The organism is Variovorax sp. LARHSF232 (assembly GCF_052871435.1).
On the sequence record NZ_JBIXJS010000005.1, the window covers coordinates 42,810 to 55,245 of the forward strand.

Annotated in this window: 10 protein-coding genes; all 10 read left to right on the forward strand. The window is 65.8% G+C overall.

Annotation, left to right across the window (positions count from 1 at the left end; all coding sequences use genetic code 11):
* Positions 1-31: 31 nt before the first annotated feature.
* The 10 genes from bamA to carB all read left to right on the forward strand — a co-directional run bounded on the left by bamA (position 32) and on the right by carB (position 12,433).
* Complete coding sequence (gene bamA / locus ACIPRI_RS14440) at positions 32-2,419, forward strand: outer membrane protein assembly factor BamA (RefSeq protein WP_446622148.1); 2,388 nt, start codon at positions 32-34, stop codon at positions 2,417-2,419.
* Positions 2,419-2,976 (forward strand): OmpH family outer membrane protein, encoded by a 558-nt coding sequence (locus ACIPRI_RS14445; RefSeq protein ID WP_446622149.1) that lies wholly within the window; start codon positions 2,419-2,421, stop codon positions 2,974-2,976. The genes bamA and ACIPRI_RS14445 overlap by 1 nt, the downstream gene beginning before the upstream one ends.
* A 25-nt stretch (positions 2,977-3,001) precedes the next feature.
* Entirely contained in the window at positions 3,002-3,994 is a 993-nt protein-coding gene (gene lpxD, locus ACIPRI_RS14450; RefSeq protein WP_446622150.1) for a UDP-3-O-(3-hydroxymyristoyl)glucosamine N-acyltransferase, read from the forward strand.
* Positions 3,991-4,443 (forward strand): 3-hydroxyacyl-ACP dehydratase FabZ, encoded by a 453-nt coding sequence (gene fabZ / locus ACIPRI_RS14455; RefSeq protein ID WP_446622151.1) that lies wholly within the window; start codon positions 3,991-3,993, stop codon positions 4,441-4,443. The genes lpxD and fabZ overlap by 4 nt, the downstream gene beginning before the upstream one ends.
* A 27-nt stretch (positions 4,444-4,470) precedes the next feature.
* Entirely contained in the window at positions 4,471-5,259 is a 789-nt protein-coding gene (gene lpxA, locus ACIPRI_RS14460; protein ID WP_446622152.1) for an acyl-ACP--UDP-N-acetylglucosamine O-acyltransferase, read from the forward strand.
* Between the two features lie 8 nt (positions 5,260-5,267).
* The gene (gene lpxB, locus ACIPRI_RS14465) at positions 5,268-6,413 is read left to right on the forward strand and encodes a lipid-A-disaccharide synthase (RefSeq protein WP_446622153.1); all 1,146 of its coding nucleotides are present in this window, start codon (positions 5,268-5,270) and stop codon (positions 6,411-6,413) included.
* Complete coding sequence (rnhB, locus tag ACIPRI_RS14470) at positions 6,385-7,068, forward strand: ribonuclease HII (protein WP_446622154.1); 684 nt, start codon at positions 6,385-6,387, stop codon at positions 7,066-7,068. The genes lpxB and rnhB overlap by 29 nt, the downstream gene beginning before the upstream one ends.
* Positions 7,065-7,862, forward strand: coding sequence for a TrmH family RNA methyltransferase (locus ACIPRI_RS14475; RefSeq protein WP_446622155.1), 798 nt, complete (start codon positions 7,065-7,067; stop codon positions 7,860-7,862). The genes rnhB and ACIPRI_RS14475 overlap by 4 nt, the downstream gene beginning before the upstream one ends.
* Positions 7,863-8,013: 151 nt before the next feature.
* Positions 8,014-9,213: a glutamine-hydrolyzing carbamoyl-phosphate synthase small subunit gene (gene carA, locus ACIPRI_RS14480; protein ID WP_446622156.1), complete on the forward strand. Its 1,200-nt coding sequence runs from the start codon at positions 8,014-8,016 to the stop codon at positions 9,211-9,213.
* Positions 9,206-12,433, forward strand: a complete 3,228-nt coding sequence (gene carB / locus ACIPRI_RS14485) for a carbamoyl-phosphate synthase large subunit (protein WP_446622157.1) — start codon at positions 9,206-9,208, stop codon at positions 12,431-12,433. Before carA ends, carB begins: the two co-directional genes overlap by 8 nt.
* Positions 12,434-12,436 lie beyond the last annotated feature (3 nt).

Below are 12,436 nucleotides of genomic sequence, written 5' to 3' on the forward strand. Positions count from 1 at the left end.
TTCCGGCCACGTCGCGCCGGCCCAATCTCTGATGAAAAAAAAATTCAGCCGCTTCCGCCTGCGCAGCGTTGCCGTACTTGTGGCCGGAGCGGTTTCTTCGCTGGCTGCATGGGCCGTCGAACCCTTCACCGTTCGCGACATTCGCGTTGAAGGTCTGCAGCGCGTCGAGCCGGGCACCATCTTCGCGTCCATGCCGATCCGCGTCGGCGACACCTACACCGACGAACGTGGCTCCGCCGCGATCCGCGCGCTGTTCGACCTGGGCCTGTTCAAGGACGTGCGCATCGACGTGAACGGCAATGTGGTCGTGGTCATCGTGGAAGAGCGCCCGACCATTGCCGACGTCGAGTTCATCGGCACCAAGGAATTCGACAAGGATGTCCTGAAGAAGGCGCTGCGCGACGTCGGCCTGGCCGATGGCCGACCCTACGACAAGGCGCTGGCCGACCGTGCGGAGCAGGAGCTCAAGCGCCAGTACGTGAGCCGCAGCCTCTACAACGCCGAAGTGGTGACCACGGTGACGCCGATCGAGCGCAACCGGGTGAACCTGAGCTTCACCGTGACCGAAGGCGAACCGGCCCGCATCAAGGACATTCGCATCGTGGGCAACCAGGCCTACAGCGAGTCGACCCTGCTGGGCCTGTTCGATCAGGACAGCGGTGGCTGGCTCTCCTGGTACACCAAGTCCAACCAATACTCGCGAGCCAAGCTCAACGCCGACCTCGAGACCCTGCGCTCCTACTACCTGACGCGCGGCTACCTCGAGTTCCGCATCGACTCCACCCAGGTGGCCATCTCGCCCGACCGCCAGGACCTGTCGGTGACGGTGAATATCAACGAAGGCCAGAAGTTCGTTGTCTCCGGCGTCAAGCTGGAGGGCAACTTCCTGGGCCGCGAAGACGAGTTCAAGTCCCTGGTCACGATCCAGCCGGGCGAGCCCTACAACGGCGAGCAGGTCACCGAGACCACCAAGGCCTTCACCGACTACTTCGGCTCCTTCGGCTATGCCTTCGCGCGGGTGCAGGCCCGTCCCGAGGTGGATCGGGTCAACAACCGCGTCGCCCTGACGCTGCAGGCCGAGCCTTCGCGCCGGGTCTATGTGCGCCGCGTCAGCGTCAGCGGCAACAACCGCACGCGCGACGAAGTGATCCGCCGCGAATTCCGCCAGTACGAAGCCTCCTGGTATGACGGCGACCGCATCAAGCTGTCGCGTCAACGGGTCGACCGCCTGGGCTACTTCACCGAGGTCAATGTTGACACGCTGGAAGTGCCGGGCTCGCCCGACCAAGTCGACCTGGCCATGACCGTGACCGAGAAGCCCACCGGCACCTTGCAGCTGGGCGCCGGCTATTCGACGGCCGAGAAGATCTCGTTCAACTTCGGCATCTCGCAGGAGAACGTGTTCGGTTCGGGCAACTACCTGGGCTTGCAGCTCAACACCAGCAAGTACAACCGCACGATCCAGCTGACAAGCACCAACCCGTACTTCACCCAGGAAGGCATCTCGCGCACTTTCGACATCTACTACCGGACCACCCGGCCGTACTACGCGGAAGATGGCGACTACCGGTTGGTCAACGAGGGCGGTTCGATCCGTTTCGGCGTGCCTTTCAGCGAGGTCGACACGGTGTACTTCGGGGTGGGCCTGGAGCGCTACCAGTTCGATCCCGGCAGCACCGTCGCGTCGACGACGCCGCAGGCCTACCGCGACTACTTTGGCTGCACGACGGCCAACGGAATCATCACGGGCTGCACCAACGACAGCGTCTGGGGCATCCCGTTGACCGTGGCCTGGGCACGCGACGCGCGCGACAGCGCACTGGTGCCAACCAGTGGGCGCCTGCAGCGGGCCAACCTGGAGATCGGTACCGGCGGCGACATGAAGTACTACAAGGGCAGCTACCAGTACCAGCAGTTCTTCCCGCTCTCCAAGGCCTACACCTTTGCCGTGAACGCCGAGCTGGGCTATGGCAGGGCCTATGGCGACCAGGTCTACCCGATCTTCAAGAACTTCTACGCCGGTGGCCTGGGTTCGATCCGCGGCTTCGAGCAGAACTCGCTGGGTCCGCGCGATGCCGTGACCCAGGCTTCGCTGGGCGGCACCAAGAAGGCCATCTTCAACGCCGAGATCAACACGCCGTTTCCGGGCGCGGGCAACGACCGTACCCTGCGGCTGTACGGCTTCTTCGACATCGGCAACGTGTTCACCGACCGACTGGAAGGGCAGACCGATGCCCAATGGGAGGCTCAGAGGAAGCTGCGTTCTTCGGTGGGTATCGGCATCAGCTGGGTCTCGCCGCTGGGCCCGCTGCGCCTCGCCTACGCCGTCCCGGTCCAGTCCCAGAAGGCGGACCCGGCAAATGGCATCCCCGAGGATAGAATGCAGCGGGTCCAATTCCAGATCGGAACCTCGTTTTAATGAATCAAATGCTCCGTGCCGCCGCGGCACTGCTGGTATCGGCCTTCGCGTTTTGCGCGGGCCCGGTGCAGGCACAGGAATCTTTTCGCGTGGGCTTCGTGAACCCCGATCGCGTGTTGCGCGAGGCGCAACCGGCCAAGGCTGCCCAGGCCAAGCTGGAGGCCGAGTTCACCAAGCGCGACAAGGATCTCAAGGACCAGGGCGAATCGCTGAAGGCCGCCTCGGAGCGTTTCGAGCGCGAAGCGCCGACCCTGTCGGATAGCCAGCGTACCCAGCGCCAGCGCGCCCTGATCGAACAAGACCGCGAATTCCAGCGCAAGCGCCGCGAATTCCAGGAAGACCTCAACGCCCGCAAGAACGAAGAGCTGCAGGCCGTGTACGAGCGGGCCAACCGCGTGGTCAAGCAGGTCGCCGAAGCCGAGAAGTACGACGCCATCCTGCAGGAGGCGATCTACATCAACCCCAAGCACGACATCACCGACAAGGTGATCAAGGCGCTCAACGCCTCCGGCCCGGCCGGCTCTTCGGCGTCTTCGGGCCCCGCTGGCGGCAAATAGGCCCGGCTCAGGCTGGCGAACCGGCGTGGCACTGCAACTCGCAGCCATCGTTGATGCCCTGGGGGGCGAGTTGCACGGTGATCCGGCGCGCTCCATCGAGCGGCTGGCGTCCTTGCAAAGCGCAGGCGGCAACGAGCTCAGCTTCCTTTCCAATCCCAAGTTCCAGAAGGACCTGTCGGCTTCCCAGGCCGGCTGCGTGATCGTGTCACCGGCCGCGCGCGAGGCTGCCGCGGCGCGCGGCGATTTCATCCTCACGCCCGACCCCTATCTTTACTTTGCGCGCCTAACCCAGCTGTGGAAGGCGCGGCATGCGCCGCCCAAGGGCGAACGCATTCATCCCAGCGCGGTGATCCATCCCGATGCGCAGATCGATGCCACGGCCGAGATCGGCCCGCTGTGCGTGGTCGAGCGGGGCGCCCGCATCGGTGCCGGCACCGTGCTCAAGTCGAACGTGACGGTGAGCGAAGGCTGCAGCATCGGCGCGCGCTGCCTGCTGCACCCCGGCGTGGTGATCGGTGCCGACGGCTTCGGGCTGGCGCCGCATCAAGGTGCCTGGATCAAGATCGAGCAGCTCGGTGCGGTGCGCATCGGCGACGACGTCGAGATCGGCGCCAACACCTGCATCGACCGCGGTGCGTTGGACGACACCATCATCGAAGACGGCGTCAAGCTGGACAATCTGATCCAGATCGGCCACAACGTGCGCATCGGCCGCAACACCGCCATGGCCGGTTGCTCGGCGGTGGCCGGCAGCGCGGTGATCGGCGCGAACTGCACCATCGCCGGGGCCGGCATGGTGCTGGGCCACCTCACGCTGGCGGACGGCGTGCACGTGTCGGCGGCTTCGCTGGTCACGCGCTCGATCCACAAGCCGGGCCAGTACACCGGCGTCTTTCCCATCGACGAGAATGCCGCCTGGGAGAAGAATGCCGCGACGCTGCGGCACCTCCATTCATTGCGGGAGCGCATCAAGGCACTCGAAAAAGGCCTCTCGCAAGACGACAAGAAGACATCATGACCACCAACACGCTCGACATCCATCAAATCCTCAAGCTGCTGCCGCATCGCTATCCCTTCCTGCTCGTCGACCGGGTGATCGACATGGAGAAGGGCAAGCGCATCACGGCGCTGAAGAACGTGACGATGAACGAGCCCTTCTTCAACGGCCACTTCCCGCATCGCCCGGTGATGCCGGGCGTGCTGATGCTCGAGGCCATGGCACAGGCCGCGGCGCTGCTGTCCTTCAAGTCGCTGGACATCGTGCCCGACGAGAACATGGTCTATTACTTCGCCGCCATCGACGGCGCCCGCTTCAAGCGGCCGGTGGAGCCGGGCGACCAGCTCAGGCTGGAAGTCGAGATCGAGCGTATGAAGGCCGGCATTTCCAAGTTCAAGGGCCGCGCCCTGGTCGGCGAAGAACTGGCGTGCGAAGCCAGCCTGATGTGCGCGATGCGCCAGATCAACTGAGAAGCTGAGCGTTTCTTTTTTCCACGCATGACGCAGATTCACCCGACGGCCATCGTCGATACCGCCGCGCAGCTCGATTCCTCGGTGACGGTGGGCCCGTATGCCGTGATTGGCCCGCAGGTGCGGATCGGCGCCGGCACCTCGATCGGCGCGCATTGCGTGATCGAGGGCCGCACCACCATCGGCGAGGGCAACCGCTTCTTCCAGTTCAACTCCATCGGCGCTGAACCGCAGGACAAGAAGTACAAGGGCGAAGACACCGAGCTGGTGATCGGCGACCGCAACACGGTGCGCGAGTTCTGCACCTTCAACCGTGGCGTGCCCGGGGCCGGCGGCAAGACGACGATCGGCGATGACAACTGGATCATGGCCTACACGCACATCGCGCACGACTGCCATATTGCGAGCAACGTGACGATGGCCAACAACACGACCCTGGCCGGCCACGTGCTGATCGGCGACTGGGTCACGGTGGGTGGCCTCACCGGCATCCACCAGTTCGTGAAGATCGGCGCGCATGCCATGGTGGGCTTTGCCAGCGCCGTCTCGCAGGACGTGCCGCCCTTCATGCTGGTGGACGGCAACCCGCTGGCCGTACGCGGCTTCAACACGGTCGGGCTGAAGCGCCGTGGCTTCTCGGCCGAGCGCCTGGCCGCCGTGAAGCAGATGCATCGCTTGCTCTACCGCCAGGGCAAGACACTGGACGAGGCACGCGCCGCCATCGAGGCGCTGACCGCCGAAACGCCCGAGGCCGCGCAGGACGTGGCCTTGATGAACGGCTTCCTGGCCGACGCCACGCGCGGCATCGCCCGCTGAGCGCCGCCATGGGTGCACAGCAGCGGCGGTTTGCGCTGGTCGCGGGCGAGGCGTCCGGCGACCTGCTCGCCGGCCTCATGATGGACGGCATGAAGGCCCGTTGGCCGGACATGCAGGCGGCTGGCATCGGCGGCCCGCAGATGCTGGCGCGCGGCTTCCAGAGCTGGTGGCCGCAGGAAAAGCTGGCGGTGCGCGGCTATGTGGAGGTGCTGCGCCACTACCCTGAAATCGCCGGCATCCGGCGCCAGCTCAAGGCGCGCTTGCTGCGCGAGCGGCCCGACATGTTCATCGGCGTGGACGCGCCCGATTTCAATCTCGACCTGGAAGCGGGCCTGCGCAGCCAGGGCGTGAAGACCGTGCACTTCGTCTGCCCCTCGATCTGGGCCTGGCGGCCCGAGCGCATCGAGAAGATCCGCGCCGCCGCCGACCGGGTGCTGTGCATCTTCCCCTTCGAGCCTGAATTGCTGGCGGAGCACGGCGTGGCCGGCAGCTACGTGGGCCATCCGCTGGCCCAGGTCATTCCGATGGAGCCGGACCGCGCCGCTGCCCGCGCAGCGCTGGGGCTCGCGCTCGACACCCCGGTCGTGGCGCTGCTGCCTGGCAGCCGGCGCTCCGAGCTGCGCTACATCGCCTTGCGCTTTCTGCAGGCGGCGGCGTTGATGCGCCGCGAAGACCCCGCCATCCAGTTCGTGCTGCCCACCCTGCCGGCGCTGCGCGCCGAGGCCGAGCAGATGCTGCAGGCCGGCGGGCTTGGCGGCCAGGTCAAGATCCTGAATGGGCAATCGCATGCCGTGCTCGCCGCCTGCGACGCCACCCTGATCGCCAGCGGCACCGCCACCCTGGAGGCCGCCTTGTTCAAGCGGCCCATGGTCATTGCCTACAACATGAATTCGCTGACCTGGCGGCTCATGATTCGCAAGCAGCTGCAGCCGTGGGTCGGCCTGCCCAACATCCTGTGCCGCGAGTTCGTGGTGCCCGAGCTGATCCAGCACGAGGCCACGCCCGAAGCCCTGGCGCAGGCCACCCTGGCGTGGCTGCGGGCGCCCGACAAGGTGCAAGCACTGCAACAAAGATTCACCGCGTTGCATGCGCAATTGCTGCGCGACACGCCCACACTCTGTGCCGATGCGATCGAGCAAGTTCTTGAAGGCTAAGCAGGCCGCTCTGGCCTGGGATGTGCCCGGCCTGGTGGCCGGCGTGGACGAGGCCGGCCGCGGCCCGCTGGCTGGGCCCGTGGTGGCCGCGGCCGTCATCCTGGACGACCTGCGGCCGATCCGCGGCCTGGCCGACTCCAAGACCTTGACACCCAAGCAGCGCGAGCGGCTGAATGATCAGATTTTGGCCAAGGCGCTGTGCTGTTCGGTGGCGCAGGCCAGCGTGGAAGAGATCGACACCCACAACATCCTGCAGGCCACCATGCTGGCGATGCGCCGTGCGGTCGAGGGGCTGCGTCTGAAGCCGGTCAAGGTGCTGGTGGACGGCAACCGCCTGCCCACCCTGGACATGCTTGCCGAGGCGGTGGTGGGCGGCGACGCGCTGGTGAAATCCATTTCGGCGGCCTCCATCCTGGCCAAGGTGCACCGGGACCGCCTGTGCGAACAACTGCATGCCGAATATCCGCACTACGGCTTTGCCGCGCACAAGGGCTACAGCACGCCCGAGCACCTGGAGGCGCTGCGCCTGCATGGCGCCTGCATCCACCACCGGCGCTCCTTCGGCCCAGTGGCAGCGGCGTTGACGCAGGCCTTCGAAACCACGGAGCTCATGGCCCAGGTCAGCGTCATCCCGGGCAGCGCGGCATCGTCATGACCGGTCCCGAGATCACGCCGATCACTTCGCGCGACAACCCCTTGCTCAAGGATCTGCGCAGGCTGGCGACCGATCCCGGCGCCTACCGCAAGCTCGGGCGCGTCTGGCTGGAAGGCGACCATCTGTGCCGGGCGGCACGCGAGCGCGGCGTGCGGCCGGCCATCGCCGTGTTCGCCGAGTCGTATTGGCCAGGCGCCCAGACCGAGTGGACGGGCTGCGCCGATCGCATGGTGCTGCTGCCCGACGCGCTGCTGCATGGCGTCAGCGGGCTCGAGTCCCCGGCGCCCATGGGTTTCGTGTTCGACACGCCGAAGCCGCCAGCGGTCGAAGCCACGGTGGCCACCGTGGTGCTGGACCGGCTGCAGGACGCGGGCAACGTGGGTTCCATCCTGCGCAGCGCCGCGGCCTTTGGCTTTCGGCAGGTCATCGCCCTCAAGGGCACGGCGGCCCTGTGGGCGCCCAAGGTGCTGCGCGCCGGGATGGGGGCGCATTTCGGCCTGCGCCTGATCGAAGGCGCCGACCTCGGGGCGCTGGACGCCCTGCGACTGCCCCTGCTGGCCACCAGTTCGCATGACGGCCTCTGGCTGCACCAGGCCCAGGCCGACCGCACTCTGCCGCATCCTTGTGCCTGGCTGATGGGGCACGAAGGGCAGGGCGTCTCGGCGCAATTGCAGCAACGCGCAACGCAATTGATCCGCATCGTCCAGCCAGGCGGGGAAGAGTCGTTGAACGTGGCGGCGGCCGCTGCCATTTGCCTGCACGCAAGTGCGGCCATCTCGGCGGGCTCTCAGTAGAAACGCGAATCCCCCGGCTATAATGAGAGGCTATCCCGCTCATACCCCGCCCACCGCGCGCACAAGCCACTCTTCGACGAAAGTTGCAACCCCCTAGCCGCCGTCTTGGCCTCTTGGGTTCGCTTTGGGCGTCATCCATCCGGAGAACCCAGTGCTTTTGTCTCTCAAGGGAGCTTTCCCGCCCGCCATCTTGGCGCTTGCAGACGGCACGGTCTTTCTCGGTCACTCGATTGGCGCCGCCGGCGCCACGGTCGGCGAAGTGGTGTTCAACACCGCCATCACCGGCTACCAGGAAATCCTCACCGATCCCAGCTACTGCCAGCAGATCGTCACGCTGACCTACCCGCACATCGGGAACTATGGCGTCAACGAGGAAGACATCGAAGCCGACAAGATCCATGCTGCTGGCCTGATCATTCGCGACCTGCCGCTGGTCGCATCGAACTTCCGCAAGGCCGCCACCCTGTCCGAGTACCTGGTGGCCGGCAACACGGTGGCCATCGCCAACATCGACACCCGCAAGCTCACCCGTCACCTGCGCACGCATGGCGCGCAAAACGGCTGCATCCTGGGGCTGAAGCAAGGCGAAGAAGTGAGCCAGGCGCTGATCGACAAGGCCATCAGCGCCGCCAAGGGCGCACCCAGCATGGCCGGCCTGGACCTGGCCAAGGTGGTGTCGGTCAAGCAGACCTACGAGTGGACCCAGACCGAGTGGAAGCTCGTGAACCTGAACGGCAAGCCCGGCTACGGCGTGCAGATCACGCCCCAGTTCCATGTGGTCGCCTATGACTTCGGCGTGAAGAAGAACATCCTGCGCATGATCGCCCAGCGCGGCGCGCGCATCACGGTGGTGCCGGCGCAGACGCCGGCGGCCGACGTGCTCAAGCTCAAGCCGGACGGCATCTTCCTGGCCAACGGCCCCGGTGACCCGGAGCCTTGCGACTACGCCATCGCGGCGGTCAAGGAATTGATCGAGACCGGCATCCCGACCTTCGGCATCTGCCTGGGCCACCAGATCATGGCGCTGGCCTCCGGCGCCAAGACCTTCAAGATGAAATTCGGCCACCACGGCGCCAACCATCCGGTGAAGGACCTGGACAACGGCCGCGTCAGCATCACCAGCCAGAACCACGGCTTCGCGGTCGACGAAAAGTCGCTGCCGGCCAACCTGCGTCCCACCCACATCAGCCTGTTCGACAACACGCTGCAGGGCCTGGCGCGCACCGACAAGCCGGCCTTCTGCTTCCAGGGACACCCGGAAGCCTCGCCGGGACCGCACGACATTGCCTACCTGTTCGACCGCTTCACGGCATTGATGGAAAAGAACAAGGCGGAGAACAAAAATGCCTAAGCGCACAGACCTCAAGAGCATCCTCATCATCGGCGCCGGCCCGATCATCATCGGCCAGGCCTGCGAGTTCGACTACTCCGGCGTGCAGGCCTGCAAGGCCCTGCGCGAGGAGGGCTACAAGGTCATCCTGATCAACAGCAATCCCGCGACGATCATGACCGACCCGGCCACGGCTGACGTCACCTACATCGAGCCGATCACCTGGCAGACGGTCGAGAAGATCATCGCCAAGGAGCGCCCCGACGCGATCCTGCCGACCATGGGTGGCCAGACCGCGCTCAACTGCGCGCTCGACCTGTGGCACAACGGCGTGCTCGACAAGTACAAGGTCGAGCTGATCGGCGCTTCGCCCGAGGCCATCGACAAGGCCGAGGACCGCCTGAAGTTCAAGGACGCGATGACCAAGATCGGCCTGGGCTCGGCGCGCTCGGGCATCGCGCATACCATGGACGAAGCTTGGGGCGTGCAGAAGAACGTCGGCTTCCCGACGGTCATCCGCCCCAGCTTCACGCTCGGCGGCACCGGCGGCGGCATCGCCTACAACCCGGAAGAGTTCGAAGTCATCTGCAAGCGCGGCCTGGAAGCCTCGCCCACCAACGAGCTCCTGATCGAGGAGTCGCTGCTCGGCTGGAAGGAGTACGAGATGGAAGTGGTCCGCGACAAGGCGGACAACTGCATCATCGTCTGCTCGATCGAGAACCTCGACCCGATGGGCGTGCACACCGGCGACTCGATCACCGTGGCCCCGGCGCAGACGCTGACCGACAAGGAATACCAGATCATGCGCAACGCCAGCCTGGCGGTGCTGCGCGAGATCGGCGTGGACACGGGCGGCTCCAACGTGCAGTTCTCGGTCAACCCGAAGGACGGCCGCATGATCGTCATCGAGATGAACCCGCGCGTGTCGCGCTCCTCGGCGCTGGCCTCCAAGGCCACGGGCTTCCCGATCGCCAAGGTGGCGGCCAAGCTGGCCATCGGCTACACGCTCGATGAGCTGCGCAACGAGATCACCGGCGGTGCCACGCCGGCCAGCTTCGAGCCCAGCATCGACTACGTGGTGACCAAGATCCCGCGCTTTGCCTTCGAAAAATTCCCGCAGGCCGATTCCCGCCTGACCACCCAGATGAAGTCGGTGGGCGAGGTGATGGCCATGGGCCGCACCTTCCAGGAATCGTTCCAGAAGGCGCTGCGCGGCCTGGAAGTCGGCGTCGACGGCATGAACGAGAAGACGCAGGACCGTGAAGTGCTCGAGAAGGAACTCGGCGAGCCCGGCCCCGAGCGCATCTGGTACGTGGGCGACGCCTTCGCCCAGGGCATGAGCGTGGACGAGGTCTTCGCGCTCACCAAGATCGACCGCTGGTTCCTGGTGCAGATCGAGGAGATCGTGAAGATCGAACTCGAGCTCGAGACCAAGACGCTCGACGACATCGACGCCGCCACCCTGCGCATCCTGAAGCAGAAGGGCTTCTCCGATCGCCGGCTGGCCAAGCAGCTGCGCACCACCGACACGGCCGTGCGCGAGAAGCGCCGCGCCCTGGGCGTGCGCCCGGTCTACAAGCGCGTGGACACCTGCGCCGCCGAATTCGCGACCAACACCGCCTACATGTATTCGACCTACGAGGACGAGTGCGAGGCCGAGCCGACCAACAACAAGAAGATCATGGTGCTGGGCGGCGGGCCCAACCGCATCGGCCAGGGCATCGAGTTCGACTACTGCTGCGTGCACGCGGCACTGGCGATGCGCGAGGACGGCTACGAGACCATCATGGTCAACTGCAATCCCGAGACCGTGTCGACCGACTACGACACCAGCGACCGCCTGTATTTCGAACCGCTGACGCTGGAAGACGTGCTGGAGATCGTCGACAAGGAAAAGCCGACTGGCGTGATCGTGCAGTACGGCGGCCAGACGCCGCTCAAGCTGGCGCTCGACCTGGAGGCCAACGGCGTGCCGATCATCGGCACCAGCCCCGACATGATCGATGCGGCCGAAGACCGCGAGCGCTTCCAGAAGCTCTTGCACGAACTCGGCCTGCGCCAACCGCCCAACGCCACGGCGCGTACCGAGCCAGAAGCGCTCGAAAAGGCTGCGGCCCTGGGCTACCCGCTGGTGGTGCGTCCCAGCTACGTGCTGGGTGGCCGCGCCATGGAGATCGTGCACGAGCAGCGCGACCTGGAGCGCTACATGCGCGAAGCGGTGAAGGTGAGCAACGATTCACCGGTGCTGCTGGACCGCTTCCTGAACGACGCGATCGAATGCGACGTCGACTGCCTGCGCGATGCCGAAGGCGCGACGCTCATCGGCGGCGTGATGGAGCACATCGAGCAGGCCGGCGTGCACTCGGGCGATTCCGCCTGTTCGCTGCCGCCCTACAGCCTGCGCGCCGAAACCGTGGCCGAACTCAAGCGCCAGAGCGCCGCGATGGCCCAGGCGCTGAACGTGGTCGGCCTGATGAACGTGCAGTTCGCCATCCAGGAAAAGGACGGCAAAGACGTGATCTACGTGCTGGAAGTGAACCCGCGTGCCTCGCGTACCGTGCCCTACGTGAGCAAGGCCACTGGTATCCAATTGGCCAAGGTGGCGGCGCGCTGCATGGCGGGCACCTCGCTGGCCAAGCAAGGCATGACCAAGGAGGTGACGCCGCCGTACTTCAGCGTGAAGGAAGCGGTGTTCCCCTTCGTCAAGTTCCCGGGCGTCGACACCATCCTCGGCCCCGAGATGAAGTCGACCGGCGAGGTGATGGGCGTGGGCAAGACCTTCGGCGAGGCTTTCGTCAAGTCGCAACTCGGCGCCGGCACGCACCTGCCGAAATCGGGCAAGGTCTTCATCTCGGTGAAGAACAACGACAAGGCGCGTGCGGTCGAATGCGCGCGCGGCCTGGCCAAGCTGGGCTTTTCGCTGATCGCCACCAAGGGCACGGCGGCGGCAATCCAGGCCGGCGGCGTCGAGTGCGAGGTGGTCAACAAGGTGACCGAGGGCCGCCCGCACATCGTCGACATGATCAAGAACAACGAGATTGCGCTGGTCATCAACACGGTGGAAGAGCGCCGCAACGCCATTGCCGACTCGAGCAAGATCCGTACGTCGGCACTGTTGGCCCGTGTCACGACCATCACCACCATCTTCGGCGCCGAGGCCGCGGTGGAAGGCATGCATTACCTGGACGAGCTGAGCGTGATCTCGGTGCAGGAAATGCACGCGCAGCTGACGGCGGCCTGAGGC